This is a genomic window from Streptomyces venezuelae, from assembly GCF_008642315.1.
Taxonomy (GTDB): Bacteria; Actinomycetota; Actinomycetes; order Streptomycetales; family Streptomycetaceae; genus Streptomyces; species Streptomyces venezuelae_D.
Map to the genome: position 1 here is coordinate 7,571,325 of NZ_CP029192.1, position 15,577 is coordinate 7,586,901.

Below are 15,577 nucleotides of genomic sequence, written 5' to 3' on the forward strand. Positions count from 1 at the left end.
ACGTCGCCTGCCATGATGTGCCGGTGCAAGCGTCTGAGGGGATACAGGTAAAGCCCGGCAGGGGCGTCGGACTCGGGCTCGCCCTGCTGTCGGCCGTCGCCTTCGGCGGCTCCGGTGTCGCGGCGAAGCCGCTGATCGAGGCGGGTCTGGACCCGCTGCACGTGGTGTGGCTGCGGGTGGCGGGCGCGGCCCTGGTGATGCTGCCCGTGGCGTGGCGCCACCGCGGACTGCTGCGGAGCCGGCCCGCGCTGCTCGCCGGCTTCGGCCTTCTCGCCGTCGCGGGCGTCCAGGCCTGCTACTTCGCGGCGCTCTCCCGTATCCCGGTCGGCGTCGCCCTGCTGATCGAGTACCTCGCTCCCGCGCTCGTCCTCGGCTGGGTGCGCTTCGTGCAGCGACGCCCGGTGACGCGGGCCGCCGCGCTCGGCGTGGTCCTCGCCGTCGGCGGTCTCGCCTGCGTCGTCGAGGTGTGGGCGGGGCTGAGCTTCGACGCCGTCGGACTCCTGCTCGCGCTCGGCGCGGCCTGCTGCCAGGTCGGCTACTTCGTCCTGTCCGACCAGGGCAGCGACGCGGGCGCCGACGCCCCCGACCCGCTCGGCGTCATCGCGTACGGGCTGCTGGTCGGCACCCTCGTGCTCACCGCCGTCGCGCGACCGTGGGGCATGGACTGGTCGGTGCTCGCCGGCGACGCGGACCTCGACGGCTCCGTGGTACCGGCCTGGACCCTCCTCACCTGGATCGTGCTCATCGCGACGGTCGTCGCGTACGTCACCGGGGTGCTGTCGGTGCGTCGGCTCTCGCCCCAGGTGGCCGGCGTCGTGGCCTGCCTCGAAGCGGTCATCGCGACCGCCCTGGCCTGGGTCGTCCTGGGCGAACACCTCTCCGCGCCGCAGGTCGTGGGCGGCGCGGTCGTACTGGTGGGTGCGTTCATCGCCCAGTCGTCGGCACCGGCCGGGCCCGCCGTGCCGGACGCCGTCCCAGCACCCGAAACGGAGTTGTCGCACAGCGGAAGCCGGTCCTAGGGTGCCGGTCATGCACGCACGCGCACTCGTTCTCCCGCCTCCCGCCGCTTAAGCGCGGGGCGCTCACGGATCTCGCCCGAGCCGGTGGCCGGGCGGAACGGTGCTGCCCGCAGACGGAGCCAGTCATCCCTCTCTGCTGCGGAGAAAACACGTGTCGAACTCGTTGCGCACGTCCGACGTGCCCACTGTCCCGAACCCCGCCGAATCGGGAGTCGCCGCCGGTGGCCTCGGCGTCGGGCGCGGACTGTTCTATCTGATCGTCGCCGGAATCGCCTGGGGGACCGCCGGTGCCGCCGCCGCGCTGGTCTTCCGGGACAGCGACATGGGGCCCGTCAGCCTGTCCTTCTGGCGGTGCGCGGGCGGCTTCGTGCTGCTGCTCGCCGCGCGTGGGGCCACCCGCCTCGCATCACCGCGCGCCTCGGCCGCACGCCTGTCGACCGCGCGTGTGGCGGACGCCGAGCCGGTGCGCCGCAGGGTGCGCCGGATCCTCGTGACCGGCGTGGCCCTCGCGGTCTTCCAGACCGCCTACTTCGCCTCGGTCGAGGCGACCGGCCTCGCGGTCGGCACCGTCGTCACCATGGGCTCGGGCCCCGTCCTCATCGCGCTCGGCGCACGGCTCACCCTGGGGGAGCGGCTCGGGCACGGCGGTGTCGTCGCCGTGTTGGGCGCCCTTACAGGTCTCGTCGTCCTCGTCCTCGGGGATGAGGGCGGCGGGGGCGCGACCGTGCGGCCGGCCGGTGTGGTCTGGGGGCTCGTCTCGGCGGCCGCGTACGCCGCCATGACGCTGCTCACGCGCCGGTGGGGCAGGAGCGGCACGGCGGACTCGTCCGACACCACCGTCTGGGCGTTCGCCGTCGTCTCGCTCTGCCTGTTGCCGCTCGCGGCGGCCGAGGGCCTCGTCCCGCACACGGCCGACCCCGCGCGCGCGGCGGTGTATTTGCTGTACATCGCCGCCGTGCCGACAGCGGTCGCGTACGCCCTCTACTTCGCGGGGGCCGCGGTCGTGCGGTCCGCGACCGTCTCCGTGATCATGCTCCTGGAGCCGGTGGGAGCCGCGGTCATCGCCGTCGCGCTGCTCGGGGAGGACCTGACGGCCGCGACCGTGGCGGGCACGGCTCTGATGCTGGCCGCCGTGACGGGCCTCGCGGTCGCGGAGACGCGGGGCGCGGTGGCGCAGCGGCGGGGCGCGACGGTGGAGGGACGGGTCTCGCTGTGACGGTGTGAGGCCCGCCGCCTGCACGCCTTGTCCGGCCCGCTGCCCTGGGCGGGCCGGACAAGGCGTGGCTGACCGGATCAGGCCTGCCCGGCGTGGCTCCGCATCACAGCTCGACCAGGTAGTCGGGCACCTTGATGTCGGCTGCCAGGTCCTCCGAGGGGATGAGAGCGTCGTGTCCCTTGCGGAGCGGGACGACGCCCGCCCAGTGGGGGAGCCCCGTGTCCTCCGGGTCGTCGTTCGGGCCGCCGGTGCGCGCCTTCGCCGACACCTCGTTCAGGTCGAGGCTGAGCACGGCGGTCGCCGCGAGTTCCTTGGTGTTGGCGGGGCGGGAGTCGGCCGACCGCCCCGGCACCACGTGGTCGACCAGTGCGTCCAGCGCGAGCCGCTTCTCCTCGGGGTCCGTGACCTGATGGGCGGTGCCGTGGATCACCACGGAGCGGTAGTTGATGGAGTGGTGGAAGGCCGACCGGGCCAGGACCAGGCCGTCGACGTGCGTGACGGTCAGGCACACCTCCAGGCCGGGGTCCCGCTCGTCGGACGTGGCACGCGCCATGCGCAACGGCCGGGAACCGGTCGACCCGTGCACGTAGAGGCGCTCGCCCACCCGTCCGTAGAGCGTCGGGAGCACGACGGGGGAGCCGTCGCGCACGAACCCGAGATGGCAGACGTAGGCCTCGTCGAGTATCGCGTGCACCGTCTCCCGGTCGTACGCGGCACGATCCGCGGAACGCGTGGGGATCGTGCGGTCGGTCGGTGCGTAGGCGGCGCTGTCCGGCGAAGTGGTGTCGGTGGTGCCCGGCGTCGTCTGCATGGCTCTCCCTGTGCTGAACCTGTACTGAAGCCGCCCGTCGGCGACGAGTCCCGGGCGGCGCTGCCCTGCTCATCGACTTGCGAGCGTTATTGCACTAGTGCATACTTTGCTTTGTGCTAGGAGAGTATCCGATCAGCGGGCGGCGTGCAGCCGAGATTGCGGCCAGTGTCGAGCGGGCCGTGGGCGATGGTGACCTCGAACCGGGGCAACTGCTGCCGCCCATGCGCGAGTTGGCGACGCGCCTCGGGGTGAATCCCAACACGGTGGCGGCCGCCTACCGCACGCTGCGCGAACGAGGCGTCATCGAGACGGCCGGGCGGCGCGGCAGCCGGGTGCGCCCCAAGCCCGCCACCACGACACGTGAACTCATCAGGGTGGACGCGCCGCCCGGCGTGCGCGACGTGTCCATGGGCAATCCGGACCCGAAGCTGCTGCCCGCGCTCTCCGGGGCCTTCGTGGCGGCCGCGGCACAGAACGACGCACAACCCGTCCTCTACGGAGAGAGTGCGGTGGATCCGGAGCTCGAACGGTACGCACGCGCGGCGTTCGCGGCCGACGGCGTCCCGCACGCCCCGCTCGCCGTCACCTCCGGATCGCTCGACGCCATCGAGCGGGTGCTGGCCGTCCACCTCAAGCCGGGCGACGGCGTCGCCCTGGAAGACCCCGGCTGGGGGAGCGTGCTCGACCTCGTCTCCGCCCTCGGCCTGCGCGCGATTCCCGTGGGCGTGGACGACGAGGGCCCCTTGCCCGCCGACATGGAACGGGCGCTCGCCTCCGGCGCACGCGCCGCCATCGTGACGGACCGCGCGCAGAACCCCACGGGCGCCGCTGTCACCGCTTCACGCGCGCGTGCCCTGCGGGATGTGTTCGCCGCCCACGAGGACGTGCTGCTCATCGAGGACGACCACGGCCATGGCATCGTCGACCTGCCGCTGCACCCGCTGGCGGGATCGACCCGACACTGGGCCCTCACCCGCTCGACCGCCAAGGCGTACGGCCCCGACCTGCGGCTGGCCGTGGTCACCGGCGACCACGTCACCATCGACCGGCTGCGCGGGCGCCAGCGGCTCGGACCCGGCTGGGTGAGCCGGTTGCTGCAGCGCGCCGTCGCGCGGCTCTGGGCCGAGGACGCGGTCGACCCGCGCGTGGTGGCTGCGTCCTACGCGCGGCGGCGCGAGGCGCTGATCGCGGCGCTCGCCGAGCGGGGCATCACCGCGTACGGACGCAGTGGCATGAACGCGTGGGTGCCGGTCCCGGACGAGACGGGGGCGGTCGCGCGGCTGCTGCACGCGGGGTGGGCGGTGGCTCCGGGGGCGAGGTTCCGGCTGAACGCGCCGCCCGCGGTGCGGATCACCGTGGCGGCGCTGGAGGACGAGGAGATCGCCGCGGTGGCGGACGCCGTCGCCTCCGCCACCGGGCCCGCTCCCGCGCGGCGTTACGACTGACGGGGCGGACGCTCGGCCGATGCCGATGCCGATGCCGATGCCGATGCCGATGCCGATGCCGGTATCGGCATCGGTACTGGTGCCGTCGCTGTCGCTCCGCCCCCACCAGCCGTAGCCGCCCGAGGCCGGGACTGGGTGAGCGCCGCGCCCGCCAGGACGATCACCGCGCCGACCGGTGTCGACCAGCTCAGGGACTCGCCGAGAACGGCGACGCCCGCGCCGGTCGCGATGACCGGAATGAAGTACGTGACCATCTGGGCGGTGGTCGGGCCCACCTCGGCGACCAGCGCGTACTGCAACAGGAAGGCGAGTCCGGTGCCGAGCGCGCCCAGCGCCACGATCGCCAGCAGCGGCACGACGGGGAAGTGCGACGGGAACGTGGTGAACAGCGGGGTCACCACGGCCAGTTCGACGGTCGCGACCAGCAACTGGGCGCCCGAGAGCGACAGGTTGGAGTGACCGGTGCCGGCCAGCGTGCGACGTACGTAGATCCAGCCGATCGGGTAGCTGAGCGAGGCGAGCAGTGCCATCGCCGTGCCGCCGAGATCGAGGCCGCTGAAGCCCTGCCAGGCGCCGAGCACGGTCAGTACTCCGAAGAATCCGACGCCCAGACCCGCGACACGGCGCCGCGTCGGACGGTCCTCCGAGAGCGCCACGAGCGACAGTGCCATCCCCCAGAGGGGCGACGTCGCGTTGCAGATCCCGGCGAGCGTCGAGGGGATCGACAGTTCCGCGTACGCGAAGAGCGAGAACGGCAGAGCGTTGAGCAGCAGCGCCGACACCGTCAGGTGCAGCCAGATCCGCGGGGAGCGCGGCAGCCGCTCCCGCTTCACCACGAGCACGGCGGCGACGACGAGAGTGCCGAACGCCAGCCGCCCCAGGGTGACCTGGAACGGGGCGTACCCCTCCGTGCCCACCTTGATCAGGAGGAAGCTGAAGCCCCAGATCAGCGAGAGCACGCCGAAGCGGATGCGCCAATCGAGAACGGGGCCCGAGGCCGACGGTGAGGGTGTTGTCGCTGATCGCGGTGGAGCGGGGGCGGTGGTCATGGGTCTCACGATGAACCCGGTCATCTCGTAGCACAAGCGAGACTTTGTGCGCGGTACCGCGTAGCATCGCTTACATGTTGAACCTGGAGCGCCTGCGTACGCTCGATGCCCTCGCCCGGCACGGATCCGTCAGCGGCGCGGCCGCCGGTCTGCACGTGACGACCTCCGCGGTCTCGCAGCAGATGACGAAGCTGGAGCGCGAGGTCGGCCAGCAACTGCTCGCCAAGAACGGCAGAGGCGTGCGCCTGACCGACGCGGGACGGCTGCTCGCGCAGCACGCGGCGCGGATCCTCTCGCAGGTGGAGCTCGCCCAGGCCGACCTGGAGGAACAGCGCGGCAAGGCGGTGGGGGAGCTGCGGATCGCCGCGTTCCCCACGGCCGTGCGCGGCCTGATGCCGGCCACGCTCTCCGCGCTCCGCGTCGACCACCCCGGGCTGAGGGTGGGCTGCCAGGAGATGGAACCGACGCCGGCCGTCGCGGCCGTGGTGCGCGGCGACATCGACATGGCGGTCGTCCTCGACTGGTACAACAAACCCCTGCCGGTTCCGGAAGGCCTGGTCAAGGCCCCCCTCCTCGACGACCCCGCCGACGTGGCCCTGCCCGCCGCGCACCCCCTCGCCGATCGCGCCGAAGTGGACCTGGAGGAGTTCGCGGACGACGAGTGGATCACCTGGGCGGAGGGCGAGTTCTGCCACGAGTGGCTCATGTTCACCCTGCGCGGCAAGGGCATCGAACCGCGCATCGCGCACCGCGCGGAGGAGCACCACACCCAGCTCGCCCTGGTCGCCGCCGGCCTCGGTGTGTGCGTGGCGCCGCAACTGGGCCGCGACCCGATGCCGGCGGGCGTGCGGACGGTTCCGGTGCGGCATCGGGTGCGGCGGCACGTGTACGTGGTGTGGCGGGCGGACGCGGACCGCCGCCCGTCGATCAGGGCGGCGGCGGAGGCGCTGAGGGGAGCGGGGGCCGGGCTGCGATAGCGGGGTCAGCCGGGGCGGCGGCTGCCCTTGTCGTCGCACGGCAGATCGGCGGCGGTGTGGTGGGCGAGGAAGTCGCGGGTGGCCTGGCGCTGCACCTCGGTGATGGCGGTGGGCTCGACGTCGATGATGCCGCCGAAGGGCCGGTCGACGTCTCGGATGATGCACAACGTGGTGGTCAGCAGGGCGGTGATGACGGTCAGAGTGATGATCTGGCCGCGGTTGTTGCGACGGGGCAGACAGACTCCCAGGGCCGCCACGGTGATGACCAGAGTGGCGAGCAGGAACCACAGAATGGCGCCGGGGATGCTCGCGGTGGCCTGGGTCAGGCGTTCCTCGCGCTCCTCGGAGCGCTTGTTGTCGGCGGAGACCAGCATGCCGAACACCGGTTTGCCCTCGACTTCGCGGAAGACGCGGCGCAGATCGGTCGACCAGACGCTGGGGGCCGGTGAGCCCTTCCCGTCGGCCATGGCGGGCCACTCCCGCTCGCGTACGGCGCGGGCGTAGCAGACGGTGTCCGCCTGGATCTCGGCACGCTGTTCAGCGGGTGCGTACTCGGCGGATTCCACGAGCTGGTCGACGGCTCGCGCCTCGCCGCGTGCGGCGACCTCGGCCTTGCCGTAGGAGCCGTTGGCGGTGACCAGCACGAAGGCGAGCAGCAGCACGGTCAGGGTGAGCAGCGGGCCGACCAGGTCCTTGACGGCCATGCCGGTGTCGTCGTCCTCGCTCATGAGGCGGGGCCGCAGGTAGCGGTTGGCGGCCAGGCCCGCGAGCAGGGCCAGGACGGCGACGACGATGATCAGGACCACGAACGGCCACCTCCGGATGGGGGTAGGTCGCGCCCCGAGGGTCGGGGCACCGAGGTCCTGTCCTTCCAGGCTGTACGTGCCCGCTACCGGCAGAAACGTCTCTTCGCCCTCGAACGGGGGTCCGCGTTGGGCCGGTGAGCCCCCCGGGATTCCCCTGTCGGTGATGCCGGTGGAGCTACGACGGCCGACCGAGGCCCGCCAGCTTCCGGAAGTCCCAGGAAGCGATGGCGTCCGGCGTCAGGCGCAGCCACGCGTGACGGCCGTCGTGCGGCATCTCGTCGAGCCCGAAGACCTTGCGCGCGAACAGGCGCTCCGGCGCGACGAGTTCCGGGCAGGGGTCGCCCGTGCGGGGGATCTCGCCCACGAACTCCACCGTGCCGGAGAGCTCCACGCCGCGCAGTTCGCCGTACTCCTCACCGGCGTCGACGACCACGGCGATCCGCGGGTCCTTGCGCAGGTGGGCCCAGCGCTTGCTGCGGGTGGTCGAGTACAGCCAGAGCGACGTGCCGTCCCACGCGAACCAGAGCGTGCCGGCGTGCGGGGCGCCGTCGGGTGACACGGTCGCCACCCGGCACGTGCGCTCCGCGGCGAGGAACGCGTCGAGCTCCTCCGGCGTCATCATGATCCGACGACCCCGGCGCTGCGTGGCGGCCATGTGCCCTCCCGTTCCGACTGCCTGACTGTGCGTCAGGAATGCTGTCGGGAAAGCATGGACGCTCTTCCTTAGTGGCGCAATGGCCGTTAGCCTCTCGCCGGCCGGTGCCCGGGACGTCCGCGACGAGGGGAAGCCATGCCGTCGTACGAAAAGCTCAGGGAGATCCTCGACCCCGCCACCACCGCCCTGCTGACCGTCGAGTGCCAGCAGGGCGTTGTCGGCACCGAGAGCGCCCTGCCCGAACTCGCCGCCGAGGCGCGGTCCTCGGGCGCCCTCGCCAACGTCGCCCGGCTGGTGGCCGCCGCGCACGAGTGCGGCGTCCAGGTGCTGCACGCGGTGGCCGAGCGGCGGCCCGACGGGCGCGGGGCGAGCCACAACGCCCGGCTGTTCCGGGCCGCCGAGCGCCTGCCCGTGCAGCAGCTCTCGGGCACCGCCGCCGTGCGGATCGCGCCGCCGGTCGAGGTGGCCGACGAGGACTTCGTCGTACGCCGCCTGCACGGCCTGTCACCCCTCGCGGGCACCGACGTGGACCCGCTGCTGCGCAACCTCGGCTGCCGCACCCTGCTGATCACCGGAGTCTCGGCGAACGTCGCGATCCCGAACGCCGTGTTCGACGCGGTGAACCTCGGCTACACCGCCGTCGTGCCCGCCGACGCCATCGCGGGGGTCCCCGCCGACTACACGCCGGCCATGGTCCGCAACACCCTCGCGCTCGTCGCCACGATCACGGCCACGCAGGACGTGCTGGCCGCCTGGAAGCTGCCGGGCCGGCCGGTCAGGCCCGCTTGATCGAGCCGCCCGTCACCGTGATCGCGACGGCGGGCAGCGGCTTCGGCGCGGGCCCGCCCCGCACGCTGCCGTCGGCGATGTCGTACTTGCTGCCGTGACAGGGGCAGTTGACGGTGCCGCCCTCGACGCTCGTCACCGGACACCCCTTGTGGGTGCAGAGGCTGGAGAATGCCTTGAACTCGCCCTTCGCGGGCTGGGTGACCACCACCTCCGCGTCCTTGAAGATCTTGCCGCCGCCCACGGGAATGTCGGAGGTCTTGGCCAGGACGCCGCCCGCGTCACCGCCCTCGCCGCCGTCGTCGCCGTCCCCGGCGGAGCTCTTGCCGCCCCCGCAGGCGGTGAGGGCGGCGGCCAGGCCCGCGGCGCCGATCGTGGCCACGACCGTGCGGCGGTCGGGTTCGCGGAGCGTCACTTCGTCTGTCGTCATGTCCAGTGGTACGGGGCGGCGGGTCACTCCGTTCAACTCTGTAATCTGGGCCAATGCTCAGCCACGTCACCGCGGTCCGATACGTCACTCCCTTGCGGGAAGGCGGATCACTGCCCGGGCTCGTCGAGACCGACGACCACGGGACGTACGGAACGTACGTCCTCAAGTTCGCCGGCGCGGGACAGGGCCGCAAGACACTCGTCGCCGAGGTGATCTGCGGGGAGCTGGCCCGCGGGCTCGGCCTGCGGATGCCGCGGCTGACGGGCGTCCTGCTCGACCCGGTCCTCGGCCTCGGCGAGCCGGACGAGCGGGTGCAGGCGCTGCTCAAGGCGAGCGGCGGGCTCAACCTCGGCATGGAGTTCCTGTCGGGCGCCCTCGGCTTCGACCCGCTCGCCCACGCGGTGGACGCGGCCGAGGCGGGCCGCGTCGTCTGGTTCGACGCGCTGATCAACAACGTGGACCGCTCCTGGCGCAATCCGAACCTGCTCGTGTGGCACGGCGACCCATGGCTGATCGACCACGGGGCGAGCATGATCTGGCACCACAACTGGCGCACCGCCGAGACCGCGGCCGCCAAGCCGTACGACGCGTCGGACCACGTCCTCGCCCCCTACGGCCCCGACATCGCGGCGGCCGCCGCCGAGCTCGCCCCCCTCGTCACCGAGGAGCTGCTCACCGAGGTCGCCGCCGAGGTGCCCGACGAGTGGCTTGCCGACGAGCCGGGCTTCGAAGGACCCGACGACGTGCGCCGTGCCTACGTGGCGGCTCTCCTGCCGCGTGCCAAGACCATTCACGAGCGGATCACCCTGCCGGGTGCCGGACCGAAGGGCGCCGACCGGTGACCGAGCAGACCGCGCCCGTACGGGACGTCTTCGAGTACGCGCTGGTGCGCGTCGTGCCGCGTGTGGAGCGCGGCGAGCAGTTCAACGCGGGCGTCGTGCTCTACTGCCGCGCCAAGTCCTACGTCGCCGCCCGCACGCACCTGGACGAGGCGAAGCTCCTCGCCCTGGACCCGGCGGCCGACGCGGCGGGCATCCGGGCCGCGCTGGGCGCCGTCGAGCGGATCTGCGAGGGCGGCGAGGCCGCGGGCCAGGCCGAGCGCGACGACGCGGGACGCCGCTTCCGGTGGCTGATCGCGCCGCGCTCCACGGTGCTCCAGCCGGGCCCGGTGCACACCGGTCTCACCGCGGATCCCGAGGCCGAGCTGAACCGGCTCGTCGACCTGTTGGTGCGGTAAAGAGTCACACCTCTCCTGTGGGCCGTTGACACCCGGTGCCAGGGCTTCTAGCGTCTCGTCCTGCCGAAGGTACTAAGCGGTCGCTCACCATGGGGGCGTACCGTTGGCCTCCGTAGAGCTCCATCCCGTAGAGCCGCATCCCAAGGGCGAGGAGAACCAGCATGTCCACCACAGAGCAGCGCGTCGCTGTCGTGACCGGCGCGGCGCGAGGCATCGGCGCGGCGACCGCCGTACGGCTCGCCGCCGAGGGCCGCGCCGTGGCCGTCATCGACCTCGACGAGGCCGCCTGCAAGGACACCGTCGCGCAGATCACCGCGGCCGGTGGCAAGGCGATCGCGGTCGGCTGCGACGTGTCCGACGAGGCCCAGGTCGAGGCCGCCGTCGCCCGTATCGCCGAGGAGCTCGGCGCGCCGACGATTCTCGTCAACAACGCCGGTGTGCTCCGCGACAACCTCCTCTTCAAGATGAGCGCGAGCGACTGGGACACGGTCATGAACGTGCACCTGCGCGGCGCCTTCCTGATGTCGAAGGCCTGCCAGAAGCACATGGTGGACGCCAAGTTCGGCCGCATCGTCAACCTCTCCTCGTCCTCCGCGCTCGGCAACCGCGGCCAGGTCAACTACGCCGCCGCCAAGGCCGGCCTGCAGGGCTTCACCAAGACCCTCGCCAAGGAGCTCGGCAAGTTCGGCGTCACCGCCAACTCCGTCGCCCCCGGCTTCATCGTCACCGAGATGACCAAGGCCACCGCCGAGCGCGTCGGCATGGGCTTCGAGGACTTCCAGGCCGCGGCCGCCACCCAGATCCCGGTCCAGCGCGTCGGCCGCCCCGAGGACATCGCCAACGCCATCGCCTTCTTCACAGGCGACGCGGCCGGGTTCGTCTCCGGACAGGTCATGTACGTGGCCGGCGGCCCGCTCAACTGACCTGGAAGGCGAGAGGCAGAGATCATGGCTGTGCAGGACAGCGGAAAGGCCGCGCTCGTCACGGGAGCGAGCCGCGGCATCGGATACGGCATCGCCGAGGCGCTGGTCGCCCGCGGCGACCGGGTCTGCATCACGGGACGCAACGAGGACGCCCTCAAGGAGGCCGTCGAGAAGCTCGGCGCCGACCGCGTCATCGGAGTCGCGGGAAAGGCGCACGATGAGGCCCACCAGGCGGTCGCCGTCGAGCGCGCCATGGAGGCCTTCGGCCGCGTCGACTTCCTGATCAACAACGCGGGTACGAACCCGGTCTTCGGCCCGATGGCCGATCTCGACCTCAACGTGGCCCGCAAGGTGTTCGAGACCAACGTCGTCTCGGCGCTCGGCTTCGCCCAGCGGACCTGGCACGCCTGGCAGAGCGAGAACGGCGGCGCGATCGTGAACATCGCCTCCGTCGCAGGCGTCTCCGCGTCGCCGTTCATCGGCGCGTACGGGATGAGCAAGGCCGCCATGGTCAACCTCACCCTGCAGCTCGCCCATGAGTTCGCCCCCAAGGTGCGCGTGAACTCGATCGCGCCCGCGGTCGTCAAGACCAGGTTCGCCCAGGCGCTGTACGAGGGCCGCGAGGCCGAGGCGGCGGCCTCCTACCCGCTCGGCAGGCTCGGGGTGCCGGAGGACATCGGGGGCGCGGCCGCGTTCCTCACGTCCGCCCAGTCCGACTGGATCACAGGCCAGACACTCGTGGTCGATGGCGGCATCTTCCTCAATGCGGGCGTCGGCTGACGAAGGCCGCACACCCGGCGGAGAATCCCTTTCGGTGACGTTCTCCGCATCAAGTGCCCTGTCGGCGCCAGGACTTGGCCCGACAGGGCACTGCGATATTGTCTCCCGACCCCATGGCATGGCCGATCGAGGAGCGTGCGCGTGTTCAGTGAAGTTCCCCCTGCTAAGCGGATCAGGGGTCTGCGTCCGGTGGCGGCGATCGCGTCCATGTCGCTGCTCGCCGGCTGCGGGATGCTGTCGTCCGAAGGGTCGGACGAAGAGGAGCGGATCACCGTCGGCACGATGAGCGCGCCCAGCACCCTGGACCCGGCGAAAGCCTGGGACAGCTCCTGGGAGCTCTACAGAAACGTTTTTCAGACGCTGCTGAGCTTCCCCTCCGGGGCCACCGAGCCGGAGCCGGACGCCGCCGAGTCCTGCAAGTTCAGCGATGCCTCCAGCACGGTCTACACCTGCGAGCTGCGCGAGGGTCTGAAGTTCTCCGACGGCGACACACTGGACGCGGCCGCCGTGAAGTACTCCTTCGACCGCATGCGGACCATCAACGCCAAGGGCGGCCCCACGGGTCTGCTCGGCTCGCTCGACAAGGTCGAGACCAAGGGGGATCTGACCGTCGTCTTCCGCCTCAAGAAGGCCGACGCGACCTTCCCCTTCGTGCTCGCGACCCCCGCCATGTCGATCGTCGACCCGAAGGAGTACCCGGCGGACAAGCTCCGCGAGGGCAACCAGCTGACCGGCTCGGGCCCCTACTCCCTGGACGCGTACACGCCGAACGACAAGGCCGAGCTGGTCAAGAACGACCACTACGAAGGCGCGGCCGACGTCAAGAACGACGCCGTGACCATCCGCTACTTCAAGAAGTCCTCGGCCATGGTCGACGCCCTCAAGGACAAGCAGATCGATGTGACCTTCCGAGGCCTGGCCTCCGAGGACATCGTCGCCATGCAGGGCAGGGGCAGGCGCGAGCAGGACATCGAACTCGTCGAGGGCTCAGGCACCGAGATCCGCTACCTGGTGTTCAACACCAAGGACCCGTGGGCACGGAAACTGCCGGTCAGGCGTGCCTTCGCGCAGATCGTCGACCGCGGCGCCATCGCCCACAAGATCTACAAGGACACCGTCGAGCCGCTGTACTCGATGGTCCCCAGGGGTCTCACCGGACACGCCACCGGGTTCTTCGACGACTACGGAAACCCGAGCGTCACCAAGGCCAGGAAGATCCTCACCGACGCCGGCATCAACGAGCCGGTGCCGCTCACGCTCTGGTACACCACCGACCGGTACGGCTCGGCGACCGAGCCGGAGTTCGCCGAGCTCAAGCGCCAGCTGGAGGGCTCGGGACTCTTCAAGATCACCCTCAAGAGCCGCCCCTGGACGGAGTTCCAGGAGGGGTACAGCAACGGTGAGTACCCCGTCTTCGGCCGCGGATGGTTCCCCGACTTCCCGGACGCCGACAACTTCATCGCCCCGTTCGTCGGCCCGAAGAACGTGCTCAACACGCCCTACCCGTCCAAGGAGATCACGGACGAGGTGCTGCCGCGCGAACGCAGGGAGGCCGACCGGGGTGCGGTGATCGACGAGTTCGAGCGGGCCCAGGAGATCCTCGTCGACGACGTCCGGCTGCTGCCGCTCTGGCAGGGCAAGCAGTACATCATGTCCAGCGAGGAGATCGCGGGCGGCGAACGGGCCCTCGACCCGTCGGCGATCATGATGATGTGGGAGCTGCAGCGCAAGACCAGCTGGTGACCCGCGGGGGGCGGGGCGGTTGTCAGTGGTCGCCGGTAGGTTCTGTGGTGAGAAGTGACCGCACACCGGAGGTTGTTGACGTGACCGACATCGCCATGCTGCCCGCGTCCTGGCGCGGAGTCCTCGGCGAGGAGCTCCAGAAGCCCTACTTCAAGGAGCTCACCGAGTTCGTCGAGGAGGAGCGGGCGAAGGGTCCCGTCTATCCTCCGCGCGACGAGGTCTTCGCCGCGCTCGACGCGACGCCGTACGACCAGGTGAAGGTCCTCGTCCTCGGCCAGGATCCCTATCACGGGGAGGGCCAGGGTCACGGCCTGTGCTTCTCCGTGCGGCCCGGTGTGAAGACGCCGCCCTCCTTGCGGAACATCTACAAGGAGATGAAGGAGGAGCTCGGCCACCCCGTTCCCGACAACGGCTATCTGATGCCGTGGGCCCGACAGGGTGTCCTCCTGCTCAACGCGGTTCTCACCGTCCGCTCCGGCGAGGCCAACTCCCACAAGGGCAAGGGCTGGGAGAAGTTCACGGACGCGGTGATCCGGGCGGTGGCCGACCGCCCCGACCCCGCCGTCTTCGTCCTCTGGGGCAACTACGCGAAGAAGAAGCTCCCGCTCATCGACGAGGAGCGGCACATCGTCGTGCAGGGCGCCCACCCCTCGCCGCTCTCCGCGAAGAAGTTCTTCGGCTCGCGCCCGTTCACGCAGATCGACGAGGCGGTCGCGGCGCAGGGGCACGAGCCGATCGACTGGCGGATCCCGGACATCGGCTGACGTCAGTCCGGCAGGGCGTAGGCGAGGGAGTACGGGGTGGCGGGCTGCCCCTCCCGCGCCGTGAACGTGCCGGTACCGGTGAGACCGGCCAGCTCACCGGTGGCCGAACCGGACAGCACGGAGCAGGAGCACTCGATGACGCCGTCGGCTCCGAAGGAACCGCGCTGCTCCAGGACGAAGGAGCCCCTGCGGCCGTCGAGCGTGCCGTCGACGAACTCGTACCCGACGAAGGCGCCGGTCGTCTCGTTCGTGTACGCGATGGTGTACTCGCAGGAGGCGCCCGCCGCCTCGATGGCCCCGGCGTAGTCGTCGCCGACGCCGTCTGGCGGCAGCGGGTCCTGCGGGCGCACTACCGGCGCTGGGGCGGCGAAGTCCGGCGCGAGCTCCACCCGTTGGGCCTGGTCCTCAAGGCGGGCAACTGGTACCTGGCGGCGTCCGTCGACGGAGCCGTGCGGACGTACCGGGTTCGCGGTGCCTGTCGGCGACGGTGGCGGACGACCCCTGCGAGCGTCCCGACGGCTTCGACCTCGCGGCGTACTGGGAGGAGGCCTCGCGCGGCCTGGAGGCGCGGGTGCTGCGGGGCACGGCGCGGCTCAGGGTGTCCCCGGCGGGGAGGCGGCTGCTGCCCGCGATGTTCGGGGCGGCGGGGGCGCGGGCCGCCGACGGGGTGGGCGCTCCGGACGCGGACGGCTGGACGGAGGTGGACCTCGAGGTGGAGGAGCTGCCGGTGGCGGTGAGCGACATCCTCCGGCTCGGCCTGGAGGCGGAGGTCCTCGCACCGCCCGAGCTCCGCGCTGAGGTGACCAGGAGCGTCACCGGGCTGGCCCAGCGGTACGGGTGAGAGCGCCGCCCGCGATCGTGCCTGACCGTGATTGTCAGTGGTGGCGGCTAGCGTCGTGAGAGATGGGGGCGACGGCCGTACGACCACGGAGGACC

17 protein-coding genes and 1 pseudogene are annotated in these 15,577 nt (G+C 71.5%); 12 read left to right on the forward strand and 6 right to left on the reverse strand.

Translation table 11 applies throughout. The features are described 5' to 3' along the window. Nucleotides 1–17 precede the first annotated feature (17 nt). Together DEJ48_RS33490 and DEJ48_RS33495 are read left to right on the forward strand one after the other, a co-directional pair. Entirely contained in the window at nt 18–1,019 is a 1,002-nt protein-coding gene (locus DEJ48_RS33490) for an EamA family transporter (RefSeq protein WP_150219884.1), read from the forward strand. A 178-nt stretch (nt 1,020–1,197) separates the two neighbouring features. Next, nucleotides 1,198–2,235 carry a DMT family transporter gene (locus DEJ48_RS33495; protein ID WP_150221546.1) on the forward strand — a complete coding sequence of 346 codons (1,038 nt, stop codon included), beginning with the start codon at nt 1,198–1,200 and terminating at the stop codon, nt 2,233–2,235. Nucleotides 2,236–2,338: 103 nt separating this feature from the next. Here DEJ48_RS33495 and DEJ48_RS33500 read toward each other — a convergent pair whose 3' ends face one another. Further along, on the reverse strand, nt 2,339–3,046 hold the full coding sequence (locus DEJ48_RS33500; RefSeq protein ID WP_150219885.1) for a pyridoxamine 5'-phosphate oxidase family protein: 708 nt from the start codon (nt 3,044–3,046) through the stop codon (nt 2,339–2,341). A 113-nt stretch (nt 3,047–3,159) separates the two neighbouring features. On the opposite strand from DEJ48_RS33500, the gene DEJ48_RS33505 reads away from it, so the two are divergent. Then, the gene (locus DEJ48_RS33505; protein WP_150219886.1) at nt 3,160–4,491 is read left to right on the forward strand and encodes an aminotransferase class I/II-fold pyridoxal phosphate-dependent enzyme; all 1,332 of its coding nucleotides are present in this window, start codon (nt 3,160–3,162) and stop codon (nt 4,489–4,491) included. On the opposite strand, the gene DEJ48_RS33510 is transcribed toward DEJ48_RS33505, so the two are convergent. Beyond that, complete coding sequence (locus tag DEJ48_RS33510) at nt 4,482–5,576, reverse strand: DMT family transporter (protein ID WP_150219887.1); 1,095 nt, start codon at nt 5,574–5,576, stop codon at nt 4,482–4,484. The two genes, DEJ48_RS33505 and DEJ48_RS33510, sit on opposite strands and share 10 nt — an antisense overlap. Before the next feature lie 38 nt (nt 5,577–5,614). On the opposite strand from DEJ48_RS33510, the gene DEJ48_RS33515 reads away from it, so the two are divergent. After that, nucleotides 5,615–6,517, forward strand: a complete 903-nt coding sequence (locus tag DEJ48_RS33515) for a LysR family transcriptional regulator (RefSeq protein ID WP_150219888.1) — start codon at nt 5,615–5,617, stop codon at nt 6,515–6,517. Nucleotides 6,518–6,522: 5 nt separating this feature from the next. Here DEJ48_RS33515 and DEJ48_RS33520 read toward each other — a convergent pair whose 3' ends face one another. Further along, entirely contained in the window at nt 6,523–7,323 is an 801-nt protein-coding gene (locus DEJ48_RS33520) for a DUF4239 domain-containing protein (RefSeq protein WP_150219889.1), read from the reverse strand. 175 nt (nt 7,324–7,498) lie between these two features. Then, entirely contained in the window at nt 7,499–7,978 is a 480-nt protein-coding gene (locus tag DEJ48_RS33525; RefSeq protein WP_150219890.1) for a pyridoxamine 5'-phosphate oxidase family protein, read from the reverse strand. Between the two features lie 135 nt (nt 7,979–8,113). On the opposite strand from DEJ48_RS33525, the gene DEJ48_RS33530 reads away from it, so the two are divergent. Beyond that, nucleotides 8,114–8,767, forward strand: coding sequence for a cysteine hydrolase (locus DEJ48_RS33530; protein ID WP_150219891.1), 654 nt, complete (start codon nt 8,114–8,116; stop codon nt 8,765–8,767). Here the strand turns inward: DEJ48_RS33530 and DEJ48_RS33535 are convergent. Next, complete coding sequence (locus tag DEJ48_RS33535) at nt 8,754–9,194, reverse strand: Rieske (2Fe-2S) protein (protein ID WP_150219892.1); 441 nt, start codon at nt 9,192–9,194, stop codon at nt 8,754–8,756. The genes DEJ48_RS33530 and DEJ48_RS33535 overlap by 14 nt on opposite strands. 53 nt (nt 9,195–9,247) lie before the next feature. Between DEJ48_RS33535 and DEJ48_RS33540 the strand changes: the two genes are divergently transcribed. The 6 genes from DEJ48_RS33540 (at nt 9,248) to ung (ending at nt 14,641) form a co-directional block, all read left to right on the forward strand. Next, nucleotides 9,248–10,036, forward strand: a complete 789-nt coding sequence (locus DEJ48_RS33540; RefSeq protein WP_150219893.1) for a HipA family kinase — start codon at nt 9,248–9,250, stop codon at nt 10,034–10,036. Further along, nucleotides 10,033–10,431 (forward strand): DUF3037 domain-containing protein, encoded by a 399-nt coding sequence (locus tag DEJ48_RS33545; RefSeq protein WP_150219894.1) that lies wholly within the window; start codon nt 10,033–10,035, stop codon nt 10,429–10,431. Before DEJ48_RS33540 ends, DEJ48_RS33545 begins: the two co-directional genes overlap by 4 nt. 161 nt (nt 10,432–10,592) lie before the next feature. Beyond that, nucleotides 10,593–11,354, forward strand: a complete 762-nt coding sequence (gene fabG / locus DEJ48_RS33550) for a 3-oxoacyl-ACP reductase FabG (RefSeq protein ID WP_150219895.1) — start codon at nt 10,593–10,595, stop codon at nt 11,352–11,354. Nucleotides 11,355–11,378: 24 nt separating this feature from the next. After that, nucleotides 11,379–12,134 (forward strand): SDR family oxidoreductase, encoded by a 756-nt coding sequence (locus DEJ48_RS33555; RefSeq protein WP_150219896.1) that lies wholly within the window; start codon nt 11,379–11,381, stop codon nt 12,132–12,134. 207 nt (nt 12,135–12,341) lie between these two features. Continuing rightward, entirely contained in the window at nt 12,342–13,877 is a 1,536-nt protein-coding gene (locus DEJ48_RS33560) for an ABC transporter substrate-binding protein (RefSeq protein ID WP_150221547.1), read from the forward strand. Between the two features lie 80 nt (nt 13,878–13,957). Continuing rightward, nucleotides 13,958–14,641: a uracil-DNA glycosylase gene (ung, locus tag DEJ48_RS33565; protein ID WP_150219897.1), complete on the forward strand. Its 684-nt coding sequence runs from the start codon at nt 13,958–13,960 to the stop codon at nt 14,639–14,641. 2 nt (nt 14,642–14,643) lie between these two features. Here the strand turns inward: ung and DEJ48_RS40490 are convergent, their stop codons facing one another. Next, the gene (locus tag DEJ48_RS40490; protein ID WP_317850942.1) at nt 14,644–15,030 is read right to left on the reverse strand and encodes a DUF3224 domain-containing protein; all 387 of its coding nucleotides are present in this window, start codon (nt 15,028–15,030) and stop codon (nt 14,644–14,646) included. On the opposite strand from DEJ48_RS40490, the pseudogene DEJ48_RS40495 reads away from it, so the two are divergent. Then, nucleotides 14,980–15,482, forward strand: a pseudogene (locus DEJ48_RS40495) (helix-turn-helix transcriptional regulator). The gene DEJ48_RS40490 and the pseudogene DEJ48_RS40495 sit on opposite strands and share 51 nt — an antisense overlap. Nucleotides 15,483–15,577 lie beyond the last annotated feature (95 nt).